Annotated in this window: 13 protein-coding genes; 7 read left to right on the top strand and 6 right to left on the bottom strand. The window is 69.2% G+C overall.

Features of this window, described 5'->3' with window-relative positions:
- Nucleotides 1–12: 12 nt before the first annotated feature.
- The gene (locus tag L3N39_RS04145) at nucleotides 13–2,463 is read right to left on the bottom strand and encodes a glycogen/starch/alpha-glucan phosphorylase (RefSeq protein ID WP_237256026.1); all 2,451 of its coding nucleotides are present in this window, start codon (nucleotides 2,461–2,463) and stop codon (nucleotides 13–15) included.
- 182 nt (nucleotides 2,464–2,645) lie between these two features.
- Here L3N39_RS04145 and L3N39_RS04140 point away from each other — a divergent pair, with 182 nt between their 5' ends.
- The 3 genes from L3N39_RS04140 to L3N39_RS04130 all read left to right on the top strand — a co-directional run bounded on the left by L3N39_RS04140 (nucleotide 2,646) and on the right by L3N39_RS04130 (nucleotide 4,180).
- Complete coding sequence (locus tag L3N39_RS04140) at nucleotides 2,646–3,056, top strand: YkgJ family cysteine cluster protein (protein ID WP_250646445.1); 411 nt, start codon at nucleotides 2,646–2,648, stop codon at nucleotides 3,054–3,056.
- Nucleotides 3,057–3,185: 129 nt separating this feature from the next.
- The gene (locus tag L3N39_RS04135) at nucleotides 3,186–3,638 is read left to right on the top strand and encodes a thioesterase domain-containing protein (RefSeq protein ID WP_237256024.1); all 453 of its coding nucleotides are present in this window, start codon (nucleotides 3,186–3,188) and stop codon (nucleotides 3,636–3,638) included.
- Nucleotides 3,639–3,724: 86 nt separating this feature from the next.
- Nucleotides 3,725–4,180 (top strand): metallophosphoesterase family protein, encoded by a 456-nt coding sequence (locus L3N39_RS04130; protein WP_237256023.1) that lies wholly within the window; start codon nucleotides 3,725–3,727, stop codon nucleotides 4,178–4,180.
- On the opposite strand, the gene L3N39_RS04125 is transcribed toward L3N39_RS04130, so the two are convergent.
- Both L3N39_RS04125 and L3N39_RS04120 read right to left on the bottom strand, forming a co-directional pair.
- Nucleotides 4,173–4,820, bottom strand: coding sequence for a YitT family protein (locus tag L3N39_RS04125; RefSeq protein ID WP_237256022.1), 648 nt, complete (start codon nucleotides 4,818–4,820; stop codon nucleotides 4,173–4,175). The two genes, L3N39_RS04130 and L3N39_RS04125, sit on opposite strands and share 8 nt — an antisense overlap.
- A gap of 67 nt (nucleotides 4,821–4,887) precedes the next feature.
- On the bottom strand, nucleotides 4,888–5,415 hold the full coding sequence (locus L3N39_RS04120; RefSeq protein WP_237256021.1) for a dihydrofolate reductase: 528 nt from the start codon (nucleotides 5,413–5,415) through the stop codon (nucleotides 4,888–4,890).
- Nucleotides 5,416–5,563: 148 nt separating this feature from the next.
- On the opposite strand from L3N39_RS04120, the gene L3N39_RS04115 reads away from it, so the two are divergent.
- The 4 genes from L3N39_RS04115 to L3N39_RS04100 all read left to right on the top strand — a co-directional run bounded on the left by L3N39_RS04115 (nucleotide 5,564) and on the right by L3N39_RS04100 (nucleotide 11,297).
- Nucleotides 5,564–6,676, top strand: a complete 1,113-nt coding sequence (locus L3N39_RS04115) for a glycerophosphodiester phosphodiesterase (protein ID WP_237256020.1) — start codon at nucleotides 5,564–5,566, stop codon at nucleotides 6,674–6,676.
- A gap of 253 nt (nucleotides 6,677–6,929) precedes the next feature.
- Nucleotides 6,930–8,450: a nucleobase:cation symporter-2 family protein gene (locus tag L3N39_RS04110; protein WP_237256019.1), complete on the top strand. Its 1,521-nt coding sequence runs from the start codon at nucleotides 6,930–6,932 to the stop codon at nucleotides 8,448–8,450.
- An 80-nt stretch (nucleotides 8,451–8,530) separates the two neighbouring features.
- Nucleotides 8,531–9,931 (top strand): DUF2868 domain-containing protein, encoded by a 1,401-nt coding sequence (locus L3N39_RS04105; protein ID WP_237256018.1) that lies wholly within the window; start codon nucleotides 8,531–8,533, stop codon nucleotides 9,929–9,931.
- Nucleotides 9,924–11,297 carry a DUF3482 domain-containing protein gene (locus L3N39_RS04100; protein ID WP_237256017.1) on the top strand — a complete coding sequence of 458 codons (1,374 nt, stop codon included), beginning with the start codon at nucleotides 9,924–9,926 and terminating at the stop codon, nucleotides 11,295–11,297. Before L3N39_RS04105 ends, L3N39_RS04100 begins: the two co-directional genes overlap by 8 nt.
- A gap of 43 nt (nucleotides 11,298–11,340) precedes the next feature.
- Here L3N39_RS04100 and phoU read toward each other — a convergent pair whose 3' ends face one another.
- From phoU to pstA, 3 genes are all read right to left on the bottom strand, one after another.
- Complete coding sequence (phoU, locus tag L3N39_RS04095; RefSeq protein WP_041108654.1) at nucleotides 11,341–12,069, bottom strand: phosphate signaling complex protein PhoU; 729 nt, start codon at nucleotides 12,067–12,069, stop codon at nucleotides 11,341–11,343.
- Nucleotides 12,070–12,214: 145 nt separating this feature from the next.
- Nucleotides 12,215–13,042 carry a phosphate ABC transporter ATP-binding protein PstB gene (gene pstB / locus L3N39_RS04090; protein ID WP_237256016.1) on the bottom strand — a complete coding sequence of 276 codons (828 nt, stop codon included), beginning with the start codon at nucleotides 13,040–13,042 and terminating at the stop codon, nucleotides 12,215–12,217.
- Between the two features lie 88 nt (nucleotides 13,043–13,130).
- On the bottom strand, nucleotides 13,131–14,807 hold the full coding sequence (gene pstA, locus L3N39_RS04085) for a phosphate ABC transporter permease PstA (protein ID WP_237256015.1): 1,677 nt from the start codon (nucleotides 14,805–14,807) through the stop codon (nucleotides 13,131–13,133).
- Nucleotides 14,808–14,809 lie beyond the last annotated feature (2 nt).

The following is a 14,809-nucleotide window of genomic DNA, read 5'->3' as shown; positions in this document are numbered from 1 at the left end:
AGCGCTGGCCGGCTACATCACCTGCCAGATCTCGCGGGCGTACTCGCCGATGGTGCGGTCCGAGGAGAACCAGCCGGTGCGCGCGGTGTTGAGCACCGCCGAGCGCCACCAGGCGTCCGGGTCGCGCCAGCGCGCCTCGACCTCCAGCTGCGCCTGCCAGTAGGCCTCGAAGTCGGCGCAGACCATGAAGGTGTCGTGCCAGCCGAGGCCGTCGATCAGCCCGGTGTAGCGCCCCGGGTCGTCGGCCGAGAAGGCGCCGCGGCGGATCGCCGAGAGCACCTCGCCCAGGCGCGGCGAGCCGATGATGGTGGCCTCGGCGTTGTACTCGCCGGCGCGCTTGCGCGCCTCGACCTGCTGTGCGGTGAGGCCGAAGATGAACATGTGCTCGCGGCCGATCTGCTCGCTCATTTCGACGTTGGCGCCGTCCAGCGTACCGATGGTCAGCGCGCCGTTGAGGGCGAACTTCATGTTGCTGGTGCCCGAGGCCTCGAGGCCGGCGGTGGAGATCTGCTCGGAGAGGTCGGCCGCCGGGATGATCTGCTCGGCCAGGCTGACGTTGTAGTTGGGCAGGAACACCACCTTGAGCAGGCCACGCACCGTGGGGTCGTCGTTGATGGTCCGCGCGATGTCGTTGGCCAGCTTGATGATCAGCTTGGCCTGGTGGTAGCTGGCCGCCGCCTTGCCGGCGAAGATCTTCACCCGCGGCACCCAGTCGCCGCCCGGGTCGGCGCAGATGGCGTGGTACAGCGCCACGGTGTGCAGCAGGTTGAGCAGCTGGCGCTTGTACTCGTGGATGCGCTTGACGTGCACGTCGAACAGCGCGTGCGGGTCGACCTGCACGCCGAGGCGTTCGTGGATGACCTTTGCCAGGTGCATCTTGCTGGCCAGGCGCTGTTCGGCGAAGCGGCGGCGGAAGCCGGCCTGCTCGGCGAACGGTTCCAGCGCACGCAGGTGGGTCTGCGGCGCGTCGAGCACTTGCTCGCCGAGCGCCTCGACCAGCAGGTCGGTCAGCCGCGGGTTGGCCTGGTACAGCCAGCGGCGGAAGGTGATGCCGTTGGTCTTGTTGTTGATCCGCTGCGGGTACAGCTGGTGCAGGTCGGTGAACACCGTCTTGCGCATCAGCCCGGTGTGCAGCGCCGAGACGCCGTTGACGCTGTGCGAACCGAGGAACGCCAGGTTGCCCATGCGCACGCGGCGGCCGTGGCCTTCTTCGATCAGCGACACCGAGCGCAGCAGGTCGGCGTCGTGCAGGCCGCGGTTGCGCAGCGCGTCGAGGTGCTGGGCGTTGATCAGGTAGATGATCTGCATGTGCCGCGGCAGCAGGCGCTCCATCAGGCCCACCGGCCAGGTTTCCAGCGCCTCGGGCAGCAACGTGTGGTTGGTGTAGCAGAGCGTCGCGGTGGTCAGCTGCCAGGCCTTGTCCCAGGGCATGCCGTGCACGTCGACCAGCAGGCGCATCAGCTCGGCCACGGCGATCGCCGGGTGGGTGTCGTTGAGCTGGATGGCGGCGAACTCGGGCAGGTTGTCCAGCGTGCCGCGCTGGTCGAGGTGGCGGCGCAGCAGGTCCTGCAGCGAGGCGGCGACGAAGAAGTACTCCTGGCGCAGGCGCAGCTCCTGGCCGGCCTCGGTGCTGTCGGCCGGGTAGAGCACGCGGGAAATGCTCTGCGCCTTGGCCTCTTCGGCGACCGCGCCGATGTGGTCGCCGGCGTTGAAGCGCTCGAGGTGGAAGTCCGCCTCGGCACGGGCGCGCCACAGGCGCAGGGTGTTCACGCTGGCGCCGCGCCAGCCGACGATCGGCGTGTCGTAGGCATTGGCCCGCACGCCCTCGGCCCAGTGCCAGAAGTGCCGCGGCTCGCCGTTCTCGTCGGGCTTGGCGGTGACGTGCCCGCCGAAGCCGATCAGGTAGCTGACCTCGGGGCGCTCGAACTCCCAGGGGTTGCCGAAATCGAGCCAGGTCTCGGTCTGCTCGTGCTGCCAGCCGTCGACGATCACCTGGCGGAACAGCCCGTGGTCGTAGCGGATGCCGTAGCCGTGCGCCGGCACGCCGAGGGTCGCCATGCTTTCCATGAAGCAGGCCGCCAGGCGGCCGAGCCCGCCGTTGCCGAGCGCGGCGTCCGGCTCGAGCTGGCGGATGCGTTCGATGTCCACGCCCAGCCCGTCCAGCGCCTGGCGCGCGGTCTCCAGCAGGCCGAGGTTGCTCAGGCTGTCGACCAGCAGGCGGCCGATGAGAAATTCCAGCGAGAGGTAGTAGACCCGCTTGCAACCCTTGTCATAGGTCTGCCGGGTGCAGTCCATCCAGTGGTCGATGATGCGGTCGCGGGTCGCCAGCGCCACCGCCTCGAACCAGTCGAAGTCGGCGGCATGCTCGGGATCCTTGCCGACCGAGTAGGTCAGCTTGCGCAGCACGTTGTCACGGAAGGCGGCCACTTCGTCGGCGGTGGGGGCGTTGGTTTCCTGCGTCATGGATGGACCTCGGAAGCAAGACGGTTCGGCTGGAGGGGTCTGCCACCAGCCCGGCAAAGGGCAGTCTAGACAGCTTTGCACGCCCTTCTGTCGGCGCTGGACCGGCGGTTCGCATTCGAACCCGCGCCCGGGCTGGAAATTCCCGGGGCGGGCGCTATGATCGCGCGCCCTGCCTGCCTGCGATGACCACCGTGAAGCCTCGACTGATCGCCTCCGCCGACCCCGACCGCCTGGAAACCTGGGTGCGCTACAGCGCCGGCCTGTGCCGCGACTGCCAGGCCACCTGCTGCACGCTGCCGGTGGAGGTGCGCATCGACGACCTGATCCGCCTGCAGCTGGTCGACGAATTCGAGCGCGACGAACCGCCCAAGCAGGTCGCCCGCCGGCTGGAGCGCGACGGGGTGATCGAGCGCTACAACCAGAAGCACGGCATCTTCACCCTGGCCCGCATGGCCAACGGCGACTGCCTCTACCTGGATACTCGCACGCGACTGTGCAAGGTCTATGACAGGCGCCCCGACACCTGCCGCAACCACCCACGCATCGGCCCGCGGCCGGGGCATTGCGCCTACGTGCGCAAGGGCGAGCGCTGAGACGGCGCAAGCCGCGCAGATCGCGCCGGGATCGCGGACGAACGCCGAGCGGAACTGGCGCAAACGTGACTCAACGGTCATGCTTGGCGTCTGCCTGTATCTTCGTCACGTTTTAGGAAGCCAACCGGCATGAGCCGCGAAAGCCGTTACCTGGAAGCCATCCTCCATCACGACATTCCGCTGACCCGCTCGATGGGCCTGCGCGTCGACGCCTGGAACAACCACGAGCTGCGCCTGAAGGTACCGCTGCAGGCCAACATCAACCACAAGAGCAGCATGTTCGGCGGCAGCCTGTACTGCGCCGCGGTGCTCGCCGGCTGGGGCTGGCTGTTCCTGCGCCTGCGCGAGGCCGGCATCGAGGACGGGCACATCGTCATCCAGGACGGCCAGATCGCGTACCCGCTGCCGGTGGTCGACGACGCCACCGCGATCTGCAGCGCGCCGGCCGAAGGCGCCTGGGAGCGTTTCGAGACGATCTACCGCCGGCGCGGCCGCGCCCGCCTGGAGCTGAACAGCCGCATCCTCGGCGCCGACGGCCGCGACGCGGTGCGCTTCACCGGCCAGTACGTCCTGCACAAGTAAGCGTGCGCCGGGCGGGCCGATCGACGGTCGCCGCCGCCGTGTCCGCCGGCCTATGCTGGGCGCTTTGCCCGGCGGGAGAACCCGGCATGCGCATCGGCGTCATCTCCGATACCCACGGCCTGCTGCGAGCGCAGGCGATCACGGCCCTGCAGGGCTGCGAGCTGATCATCCATGCCGGCGACATCGGCAAGCCCGAGGTGCTCGACGGCCTGCGCCGGGTCGCACCGCTGCAGGCGATCCGTGGCAACGTCGACAGCAGCGACTGGGCGGCGGCGCTGCCCGAAGCGCTGGACCTCGAATATGCCGGCCGGCGCCTGCATGTGCGCCACGACCTCAAGACCCTGGATTTCGACCCGGCCGCCGCTGGCGTCGCCGTGGTCATCGCCGGCCACTCGCACCAGCCGCTGATCGAAAGGCGCGACGGCGTGCTCTACCTCAACCCGGGCAGCGCCGGGCCGCGACGCTTTCGCCTGCCGATCTGCCTGGCGCATCTGGACCTCGGCGCAGACCGCGCCGAGGCCGAGCTGATCCAGCTCAGCTGACGCCGGTATAGCGGTCGGCGCGGTGGTTGATCGCCAGCACCAGGTTCAGCGCCACCGCGCCGAGCACCGAGAGCAGCACACGATCGGCCGGCACCGCGAGGATCGCGGTGAGCACGATCAGCGCGTCGATGCCCATCTGTACCTTGCCGGCACGCACGCCGAAGCGCTCCTGGATGTACAGCGCGAGGATGTTCACTCCGCCGAGGCTGGCGCGGTGGCGGAACAGCATGAGCAAGCCGACGCCCATGGCGAAGCCGCCGAACAGCGCGGCATAGACCACGTCGAGCCGTGCGAACTGCACCCAGTTGGGCATCAGCTCGGCGTACAGCGAGACCAGCGCCACCGCGCAGGCGGTGCGCAGGGTGAACTTCCAGCCCATGCGCCAGATCGCCAGCCCGTAGAACGGCAGGTTGACCAGAAAGAACAGCGGGCCGAACGACCAGTCGCTCAGGTAGCTGAGCAGGAAGGCGACACCCACGGTGCCGCCGGTGAGCAGCTGCGCATGGCTGTAGAAGGTGATGCCCAGGGCGACCATGGCGGTGCCGAGCAGCACGGCCAGGACATCCTCCCAGAACGGGTGGCGCACGAAGATCGGGGCGACGCGGTCGCTGGCCGGCGCGCCGGTGTGGTCCGGTTGCATGAAGGTAATTTCCGTTGACGTTGGGCAGCAGCTTAGAGGGCGCCGCCCGAACCTGCCTTGGCGCCGGTCAAGCGTGGCGCGCGGCGCGCACCCAGGTCTCGAAGCAGTAGGCCGGCGCATCGCCCTCGGCCGGGTGCGCCTGGCGCTCGACGCACTGCCACTGGGCCTCGTCGAAGGCCGGGAAGAAGGCATCGCCCTGCGGGCGCGCATCGATGCGGGTCAGGTAGAGCCGCTGCGCGCGGTCCAGCGCCTGGCTATAAAGCTGCGCCCCGCCGATCAGCATCAGCTCGGCGGCGCCCTGCTCGCGCGCCCACTGCTCGGCGCGTGCCAGCGCGGCGTCCAGCGCGGTGAAGGTCTCGGCGCCCGCGAGCTGCAGGCCGGGCTGGCGGCTGACCACCAGGTTGAGCCGTCCCGGCAGCGGTCGGCCGAGCGAATCCCAGGTCTTGCGGCCCATGATCACCGGTTTGCCGAGGGTCATGGCCTTGAAATGGCGCAGGTCCGCCGGCAGGTGCCAGGGCATGCTGTTGTCGCGACCGATCACGTTTCGCTCTGCAAGAGCAGCGATCATTGCGAGTGGGAGGTGGGGCTGATTCATGGCGACGAGAATAACAGAGCGCCAGGCCTTGCTACAGCGTCAACCGTCCGTCGGGTTCATCGCTCTGCAACCGCGGCGCCGCGATTCCGTCAATGCCAGGTCATCTCGCTGCGCCAGGCTGCAGGCTCCCTTCCAGGAGAACCGTCCGATGATCTTCGACCACACCCTTCGCGGCTGGCTCGCCGCCTGTGTCCTGGCGCTGCCCAGCGCCTGCATCGCCGTCCCGGCACTGGCCGGCGAGCCGGCCGCCAGAACGCACGGCGAGGAACCGCGACCGCTGGTGATCGCCCACCGTGGCGCCAGCGGCTACGTGCCGGAACACACCCTCGGCGCCTACGCCCTGGCGATCCTGCAGGGCGCCGACTACATCGAGCCGGACCTGGTGATGACCCGCGACGGCGAGCTGGTGGCGCGCCACGACAACGAACTGGACCTGACCACCGATGTCGCCAGCCGCCCGGAATTCGCCGGCCGCAGGCGCACCCAGGCGGTCGATGGCGTCAGCCTCACCGGCTGGTTCAGCGAGGACTTCACCCTGGCCGAGCTGAAGACCCTGCGCGCCATCGAGCGCATCCCCGAGATCCGTCCCGGCAACGCGCGCCTGGACGGCAGCCTGCAGATCCCGACGCTGCAGGAAATCATCGACCTGGTGAAGACCCTGCAGCTGGCCCAGGGCCGACGCATCGGCCTGTACCCGGAGACCAAGCACCCGACGCACTTCCAGCAGCTCGGCCTGGCGATGGAGAAGCCGCTGGTGCGCATCCTTGCACGCAACGGCTATGCCGGCCGCCACGCACCGGTGTACATCCAGTCCTTCGAAGTGGACAACCTCAAGCGCCTGAGCCGCCTGACCGAGCTGCCGCTGGTGCAGCTGTTCGGCGAGGGCCAGCCCTACGACCAACAGCTGCGCGGCAGCACCCTGACCTACGCGCGGATGGCCAGCGCCGAGGGCCTGCGTGACATCGCCCGTTATGCCCGGGGTGTCGGCCCGGACAAGGGCTACATCATCCCGCGCGACGCCAACGGCAACCTCGGCACGCCGACCCGCTTCGTCAGCGATGCCCACGCCGCCGGCCTCGAGGTCCACCCGTACACCTTCCGCGCCGAGAACGCCTTCCTCCCGGCCAGCCTGCGCAGCAGCGACGAGCCTTCCGCACGCGGTGACCTCGAGGCCGAGATCGCGGCCTTCCTCGACGCCGGCGTCGATGGCCTGTTCATCGACCAGCCGGACATCGCGGTACGCCTGCGCCAGGCACAGTGACCGTAGCTGGCGGCCACCTGGCCGCCAGCGCCCCTGCGCTGCACGACCCGCCACAGCAGCCGGCATGCGACCGTTCGTCGGCTGCCGGACCCACGCCGCACCCGCGAATCGCCCCGCCAATCCTGAGCCCAGGCATGCAATGCCCAGTCGGGAACACTCATCCACCAGAAAACTTGTATACAAAAACTGGCGCATAGGTAGAACAATTGTCTACAGTGGGCGACACAATAAAAAAGACGGGAGAAGCAACCCCATGACAGTCGCGTCCACCCCCGAAAAACGCCCCGAAGACGAGAACCTCGGCATCGGCGCCAACCTGGCCTACGGCCTGCAACACGTGCTCACCATGTATGGCGGCATCGTCGCCGTCCCCCTGATCGTCGGCCAGGCGGCCGGATTGTCGCCGGCCGACATCGGCCTGCTGATCGCCGCCTCGCTGTTCGCCGGCGGCCTGGCCACCCTGCTGCAGACCCTTGGCCTGCCGTTCTTCGGTTGCCAGCTGCCGCTGGTGCAGGGCGTGTCCTTTGCCGGCGTGGCGACCATGATCGCGATCATCGGCAGCGACGGTGCCGGCGGCCTGCCGGTGGTGTTCGGCGCGGTCATCGCCGCCTCGCTGATCGGCCTGCTGATCACCCCGGTATTCTCGCGCATCACCAAGTTCTTCCCGCCGCTGGTCACCGGCATCGTCATCACCACCATCGGCCTGACGCTGATGCCGGTGGCGGCGCGCTGGGCCATGGGCGGCAACAGCCAGGCGCCGGATTTCGGCAGCGTGGCCAACATCTGCCTGGCGGCCTTCACCCTGTTCACCGTGCTGGCGCTGAGCAAGGTCGGCAATGCGAGCATCTCGCGCCTGTCGATCCTCCTGGCGATGGTCATCGGCACCCTGGTTGCGGTGTTCTTCGGCATGGCCGACTTCTCCCGCGTGCTCGACGGCCCGCTGGTGGCCATGCCGGCGCCGCTGCACTTCGGCATGCCGGAGTTCCAGGTCGCGGCGATCCTCTCGATGCTGATCGTGATCATCGTCACCCTGGTGGAAACCTCCGCCGACATCCTCGCCGTCGGCGAGATCATCGACACCAAGGTCGACTCCAAGCGCCTGGGCAACGGCCTGCGCGCCGACATGATCTCCAGCTCCCTGGCCCCGCTGTTCAGCTCCTTCACCCAGAGCGCCTTCGCCCAGAACGTCGGGCTGGTGGCGGTGACCGGGGTGAAGAGTCGCTACGTCGTGGCCAGCGCCGGCCTGATCCTGGTCACCCTGGGCCTGCTGCCGGTGATGGGCCGGCTGATCGCCGCGGTCCCCACCGCGGTGCTCGGCGGCGCCGGCGTGGTGCTGTTCGGCACCGTGGCGGCCAGCGGCATCCGCACCCTGGCGCAGGTCGACTACCGCAACAACATGAACCTGATCATCGTCGCCACCTCGATCGGCTTCGGCATGATCCCGATCGCCGCGCCGAGCTTCTACCACCACTTCCCGGCCTGGTTCGAGACCATCTTCCACTCCGGCATCAGCTCGGCGGCGATCATGGCGATCGTCCTCAACCTGGCCTTCAACCACCTGAAGGCCGGCAATTCCGACCAGCAGTCGGTGTTCGTCGCCGGCAGCGAGCGCAGCCTGCGGTACCAGGACATCGCCGCGCTGCACGATGGCGACTACTTCCGCAACGGCAAGCTGTACGACATCGACGGCAACGAGGTGCCGCTGGTCGACGCCCATCATCCCACGCCACCCGCGCCCGCCCCGCTGCGCGCGGCCAGCTCCAGCAGCGCCTGAGGCAGGCAGCCGGGCGGCGCCGTGCATGGCCCGCCCGGCTGCGGTTATGCTTTCGCTCATCCCCGGCCACGGAGCCCCTGGTGAGCGACCCTCGACCCCCCGCCCCCCCGCTGTCGCGCCTCGACCGCCTCTGGCTCGCCGAAGCGGTGCGCCTGCGCGAGGAACACGCCGGCCCGCTGGACGATGACGAGGCCAATCGCCAGGCCCGCGCAGTCGGCGGCGACCTGACCCAATTGATCGAGCATCGTGCGCTCTGGCTGGCCCGCCGCGACGGGCTGGTCGAGGCGCTCCGGCACTGGCGGCAGGGCGCCCGCCTGGGTGCGCTCGCGCTGATCCTGCTGGCGCTTTTCACCGGTGCCGGGCTGGCCTTCGCCGCGCTCGGCGACGGGCAGCGGCCGGTCAACGTGTTCTGGGCGCTGGGCAGCCTGCTCGGGCTGAACCTCTTGACCCTGCTCGGCTGGCTGCTCGGCCTGCTGCTGACCGGTGACAGCGGCGGCGCGCTGGGGCGGCTGTGGCTCTGGCTCAGCGAAAAGCTCGCCCGTGATGCCCGCGCCGCGCAGCTGGCCCCAGCCCTGCTCGCCGTGCTGCATCAGCGCCGACTCGGCCGCTGGCTGCTGGGAACAGGCGTGCACGCCCTATGGCTGCTGGCGATGACCAGCGCCCTGCTCAGCCTCCTCGCCCTGCTGGCGACCCGCCGCTACGGCTTCGTCTGGGAAACCACCATCCTTGGTGAGAACGCCTTCGTCGGCCTGACCCAGGCCCTCGGCGCGCTGCCGGCCCTGCTCGGCTTCAGCGTGCCGGATGTCGAGCAGATCCGCGCCAGCGGCGCACTCGCCGGCGATCTGGACGGCGCCCGGCAACGCTGGGCCGGCTGGCTGGTCGGCGTGCTGCTGATCTACGGCCTGCTGCCACGGCTGCTGCTGGCGAGCCTCTGCCTGTGGCGCTGGCGCCGCGGCCGCGACGCGTTGAAACTCGACCTGAACCTGCCGGCCTACCGCCTGCTGCGCGAACGCCTGCGGCCACCCAGCGAGCGCCTCGGCATCCGTGATGCGGCGCCCGCCCAACTGCACGCACCGACTGCCGGCGCTCAGCTCGATGGCAGCGAGGGCGCCGTGCTGGTGGCCATCGAGCTGGATGGCAGCCGCCCGTGGCCGCCGGCTCTGTCCAAGGGTATCGCCGATGCCGGCATTCTCGACGACCGCGAGGGGCGCCGACGGCTGCTCGATCAACTCACCCGCTTTCCGCCGGCACGCCTGGCCGTCGCCTGTGATCCGCGACGCTCACCCGACCGCGGCACCCTGGCGCTGATCGGCGAGCTGTCGCGCTGCGCGGCGGCGACTCGCGTCTGGCTGTTGCAGGCACCCCCGGGCGAGGCGCTGGACAGCGCGCGCCTGGAAGACTGGCACCAGGCGCTGGATGCCCTGGGGCTGGCGCATTCGAGCTGCGCCCCGCTGCGCTGGCTGGAGACAGGCCATGACTGAAGCGCTGAAACTGGCCGTGGTCGGCCATACCAATGTCGGCAAGACCTCGCTGCTGCGCACCCTGACCCGCGACATCGGCTTCGGTGAGGTCTCGCACCGGCCGAGCACCACCCGCCACGTCGAGGGTGCGCGACTGTCGGTGGACGGCGAGCCACTGCTGGAGCTCTACGACACCCCGGGCCTGGAAGATGCCATCGCCCTGCTCGACTACCTCGAACGGCTGGAGCGCCCCGGTGAGCGCCTCGACGGCCCGGCACGCACCGCGCGCTTTCTCGACGGCAGCGAGGCGCGGGGGCGCTTCGAGCAGGAAGCCAAGGTGCTGCGCCAGCTGCTGGCCAGCGACGCCGGGCTCTACGTGATTGACGCCCGTGAGCCGGTGCTGGCCAAGTACAAGGACGAGCTGGCGGTACTCGCCGGCTGCGGCAAGCCGCTGCTGCCGGTGCTCAACTTCGTCGCCCAGCCGGGGCACCGCGACGAGGAATGGCGTCAGGCCCTGGCCCGTCTCGGCCTGCATGCACTGGTGCGCTTCGACAGCGTGGCGCCACCCGTGGACGGTGAACGCCGGCTGTACGAAAGCCTGGCGCTGCTGCTGGAACAGGCGCGCCCCAAGCTGCAGCGACTGATCGAGGACCACGAGGCCCAGGCTGCCGCACGCCTGGCCAGCGGCCAGCGACTGATCGCCGAACTGCTGGTGGATGTCGCCGCCTGCCGACGCAGCGTGGCCGCACAGCCGGAACTGGAGCGCGGCGCCATTCGTGAATTGCACGATGCCGTGCGCCGCCGCGAGCAGCGCTGCGTCGAGGCGCTGCTGCGCCTGTATGCCTTTCGCCAGGACGATGCAGCGGCCAGCGATCTGCCGCTGCTCGACGGGCGCTGGGGCGACGACCTGTTCAACCCCGAGACCCTCAAGCAGCTGGGCGTGAAGATCGGCGGCGGCATGGCCGCAGGTGCCGCGGCCGGTGCCGGCGTCGACCTGATGGTCGGCGGCATCACCCTCGGCGCCGCGGCGCTGCTCGGCGCCATCGCCGGCGGCGGCGCGCAGACCGCGCGGCACTATGGCAATCGCCTGCTCGGCAAGCTCAAGGGGCAGCGCGAGCTGAGCGTCGACGACGCCGTACTGCGCCTGCTCGCCCTGCGCCAGCGTCAACTGCTGGCCGTGCTTGCGACTCGGGGGCACGCCGCCACCGAGGCGATCCGCCTGGCCACGCCGCAGGATCAGGGCTGGCGCGAGGGCAAGCTGCCCGAAGCCCTGCAACGCTGTCGCGCGCATCCCGAGTGGTCCTCGCTCAACCCCGGCGCCCGCCTGCAGGACGGCGAGCGCCAGGCCGCCATCGGGCAGCTGCAAGACGAACTGCAGCGCGACTGAACTGCGCCGGCCGGCCGACCTCTCTGGGCGGGCCGGGCGAGCCTCAGCGGTTCTTGCCGCTCTCGACTTCCTCGGCCATGCGCGCCAGGCCCAGATGGCGCACGTCGGTGCCGCGTACCAGGTAGATCACCAGCTCGGCGATGTTGCGCGCGTGGTCGCCGATACGCTCCAGCGAGCGCAGCACCCAGATCACGTTGAGCACGCGGGAGATCGAGCGCGGGTCTTCCATCATGAAGGTCACCAGCTCGCGCAACGCGGTCTTGTACTCGCGGTCGACGGTCTTGTCGTACTGCGCCACCGACAGTGCCAGCTCGGCGTCGAAGCGGGCGAAGGCGTCGAGCGCCTCCTGCACCATGCGCCGCACCTGGTCGCCGATGTGACGCACCTCGACGTAGCCGCGCGGCGACTCGCCTTCCTCGCAGAGCTGGATGGCGCGGCGGGCGATCTTCGAGGCCTCGTCGCCGATGCGCTCGAGGTCGATCACCGACTTCGACACGCTGATGATCAGGCGCAGGTCGGAGGCCGCCGGCTGGCGCCGGGCGAGGATGCGGATGCACTCCTCGTCGATGTTGCGCTCCATCTGGTTGATCTGGTCATCGACCTCGCGCACCTGCTGCGCCAGGCCCGAGTCGGCCTCGATCAGCGCGGTGACCGCGTCGTTGACTTGCTTCTCCACCAGCCCGCCCATGGCCAGCAGGTGGCTGCGCACCTCCTCGAGCTCGGCGTTGAACTGCTGGGAGATGTGTTGGGTGTGGCTGTCTTTGCTGATCATCATCGAGCCCTTGCGAAACTGTGGTTCTCTCGCCGGACGAGCCGGCCCTTGGCAAAGCGTGCTGCGCTAGGAGGCGGCGCGCAGACAGTACAAACGAGTACGGCAAGCGCCGCCGACAACGCGCAGCGCGGTTTGCCATGGCCGGCTAGCCGTAGCGGCCGGTGATGTAGTCTTCGGTCTGCTTCTTGGCCGGGTTGGTGAACAGCGTATCGGTATCGCCGTACTCGATCAGCTTGCCCATGTACATGAACGCGGTGTAGTCCGACACCCGCGCGGCCTGCTGCATGTTGTGGGTAACGATGACGATGGTGTACTTGGACTTGAGCTCGTAGATCAGCTCCTCGACCTTCAGCGAGGAGATCGGGTCGAGCGCCGAGCTCGGTTCGTCGAGCAGCAGCACTTCCGGCTGCACGGCGATGGTGCGCGCGATCACCAGGCGCTGCTGCTGGCCGCCGGAGAGGCCGAGGGCCGACTCGTGCAGGCGGTCCTTGACCTCGTCCCACAGCGCCGCGCCCTTGAGCGCCCACTCGACGGTCTCGTCGAGCACGCGCTTGCCCTTGATGCCCTGGATGCGCAGGCCGTAGACCACGTTCTCATAGATGCTCTTGGGGAACGGGTTGGGCTTCTGGAACACCATGCCGACGCGGCGGCGCAGGTCGGCGACGTCCTCGCCCTTGCGGTAGATGTTGGTGCCGTCCAGGCGGATCTCGCCCTCGATGCGGCAGCCGTCGACCAGGTCGTTCATGCGGTTGAAGCAGCGCAGCAGGGTCGACTTGCCGCAGCCGGACGGGCCGATGAAGGCGGTCACGCGCTGGCGCGGGATGTTCATGCTGACGTTGTGCAGCGCCTGCTTCTGGCCATAGAACAGGCTCAGGTCCGGCACCTCGATCGCTACCTGCTCGTCGGCCAGGTTCAGGCTGCGCTTGTCGCGGCCGAGGGCGGAAATGTCGATGGAATGGGTATTGCTTTGCATGTGCTCACTCCGGGACGAGCTTGAGGCGGAGCGCCGGAAGCCGGGATGAAAGCACTCCTGCTTCCGGCTTCTGGCGTCCGACCGATGATTAGTGGTCCAGCGCCTTGTACTTCTCGCGCAGGTGGTTGCGGATGACGACCGCACTGAAGTTGAGGATCGCGATGACCAGCACCAGCAGCAGCGCCGTGGCGTAGACCAGCGGGCGCGCAGCCTCGACGTTCGGGCTCTGGAAGCCGACGTCGTAGATGTGGAAGCCCAGGTGCATGATCTTCTGGTCCAGGTGCAGGTAAGGGTAGTTGCCGTTGAGCGGCAGGGTCGGCGCCAGCTTGACCACGCCGACCAGCATCAGCGGCGCCACTTCGCCGGCGGCACGCGCCACGGCGAGGATCAGGCCGGTCATCATCGCCGGGCTGGCCATCGGCAGCACCACCTTCCACAGCGTCTCGGACTTGGTCGCGCCGAGCGCCAGCGAGCCTTCGCGGATCATCCGCGGGATGCGCGCCAGGCCTTCCTCGGTGGCGACGATGACCACCGGCAGGGTGAGGATCGCCAGGGTCAGCGAGGCCCACATCAGGCCGGGGGTGCCGAACACCGGCGCCGGCGCCGCCTCGGGGTAGAACAGCCGGTCCAGCGAGCCGCCCAGCACGTAGACGAAGAAGCCCAGGCCGAACACGCCGTAGACGATCGAGGGCACGCCGGCCAGGTTGTTCACCGCGATGCGGATGACCCGCGTCAGCGCCCCCTGCTTGGCGTATTCGCGCAGGTAGACCGCGGCGATCACGCCGAACGGGGTGACGATCACCGCCATGATGATGGTCATCAGCACGGTGCCGAAGATCGCCGGGAAGATGCCGCCCTCGGTATTCGCCTCGCGCGGCTCGTCGCTGACGAACTCCCACAGCTTGGCGAAGTAGAAGCCGAGCTTGTCGGCCGTCGACATGGCGTTGGGCTGGTAGGCACGCACCACCTTGCCGAGGTTGATCTCCAGCTCGCGGCCATCGGCGGTACGCACGCCGATGCTGTCGCGGCTGAATTGCTGGTTCAGGCTGACCAGTTGGCTTTCCAGGGCCTGGTACTGGGCGTCCCACTCGGCGCGCTCGGCATCCAGGTCGGCCTGGGCGGCGGCGTCCAGGCGGCCCTCCAGCTCCAGCTTGCGGGTCTTCAGGCGCAGGCGCTCGAGGCCGTGGTTGATGCGGCCGATGTCGACCTTCTCCAGCTCGGCGATCTGCTCGTGCAGTTCGTCGACGCGCTCGATCCGCTGTTGCAGCGCGGCCCAGGCAGCCTCGCCCTCGGCGACCAGCTGGCCCTGCTCCTTGACGTTCAGCAGGTAGCCGTAGAAGTTGCCCCACTCGCGGCGCTCGACCACCATCAGCTCGGCCGGGCGCCGGGTATCGCGCAGCCACTCGCCGACCACCCAGGAGAAATCGGCGCCGTAGACCTCGCGGTTGCCGACCTTGAGCAGCTCACGGGTCATGAACTCGCCGCCCTCGACGTCCACCGGCAGGCCGCTGGCAGCCAGGCGCGCGCGCGGCACTTCCTCGGCCTCGACCACCTCGCCGGCGATCACCCGCGCCTCGCTGCCGGGCACCTGGTAGTCGGCGACGATGACGTCGGCCGGCCAGAAGTGCGCCAGGCCGCGCACCGCGATGACCGAAAGCAGGCCCAGGGTCATGAGGATGGCGATGGCGACTGCGCCGGCGTTCATCCAGACCCAGGGCGTGCCGCTCTTGAACCAGGTCTTCAGATTCTGCTGTTTCACGTTCATCT

Source organism: Pseudomonas oligotrophica (genome assembly GCF_021726475.1).
Classification (GTDB): Bacteria; Pseudomonadota; Gammaproteobacteria; order Pseudomonadales; family Pseudomonadaceae; genus Stutzerimonas; species Stutzerimonas oligotrophica.
Note: the sequence above shows the minus strand (reverse complement) of the source record. Positions and strands in the feature narration are given on the sequence as shown.

Bases quoted from the DNA above. Each gene is read 5' to 3' on its own strand.
- pstA (WP_237256015.1), bottom strand. From the start codon at position 14,807: ATGAACGTGAAACAGCAGAATCTGAAGACCTGGTTCAAGAGCGGCACG.
- L3N39_RS04115 (WP_237256020.1), top strand. From the start codon at position 5,564: ATGATCTTCGACCACACCCTTCGCGGCTGGCTCGCCGCCTGTGTCCTG.
- L3N39_RS04125 (WP_237256022.1), bottom strand. From the start codon at position 4,820: ATGCAACCGGACCACACCGGCGCGCCGGCCAGCGACCGCGTCGCCCCG.
- L3N39_RS04145 (WP_237256026.1), bottom strand. From the start codon at position 2,463: ATGACGCAGGAAACCAACGCCCCCACCGCCGACGAAGTGGCCGCCTTC.
- L3N39_RS04140 (WP_250646445.1), top strand. From the start codon at position 2,646: ATGACCACCGTGAAGCCTCGACTGATCGCCTCCGCCGACCCCGACCGC.
- L3N39_RS04100 (WP_237256017.1), top strand. From the start codon at position 9,924: ATGACTGAAGCGCTGAAACTGGCCGTGGTCGGCCATACCAATGTCGGC.
- L3N39_RS04130 (WP_237256023.1), top strand. From the start codon at position 3,725: ATGCGCATCGGCGTCATCTCCGATACCCACGGCCTGCTGCGAGCGCAG.
- L3N39_RS04120 (WP_237256021.1), bottom strand. From the start codon at position 5,415: ATGAATCAGCCCCACCTCCCACTCGCAATGATCGCTGCTCTTGCAGAG.
- pstB (WP_237256016.1), bottom strand. From the start codon at position 13,042: ATGCAAAGCAATACCCATTCCATCGACATTTCCGCCCTCGGCCGCGAC.
- L3N39_RS04135 (WP_237256024.1), top strand. From the start codon at position 3,186: ATGAGCCGCGAAAGCCGTTACCTGGAAGCCATCCTCCATCACGACATT.
- L3N39_RS04110 (WP_237256019.1), top strand. From the start codon at position 6,930: ATGACAGTCGCGTCCACCCCCGAAAAACGCCCCGAAGACGAGAACCTC.
- phoU (WP_041108654.1), bottom strand. From the start codon at position 12,069: ATGATCAGCAAAGACAGCCACACCCAACACATCTCCCAGCAGTTCAAC.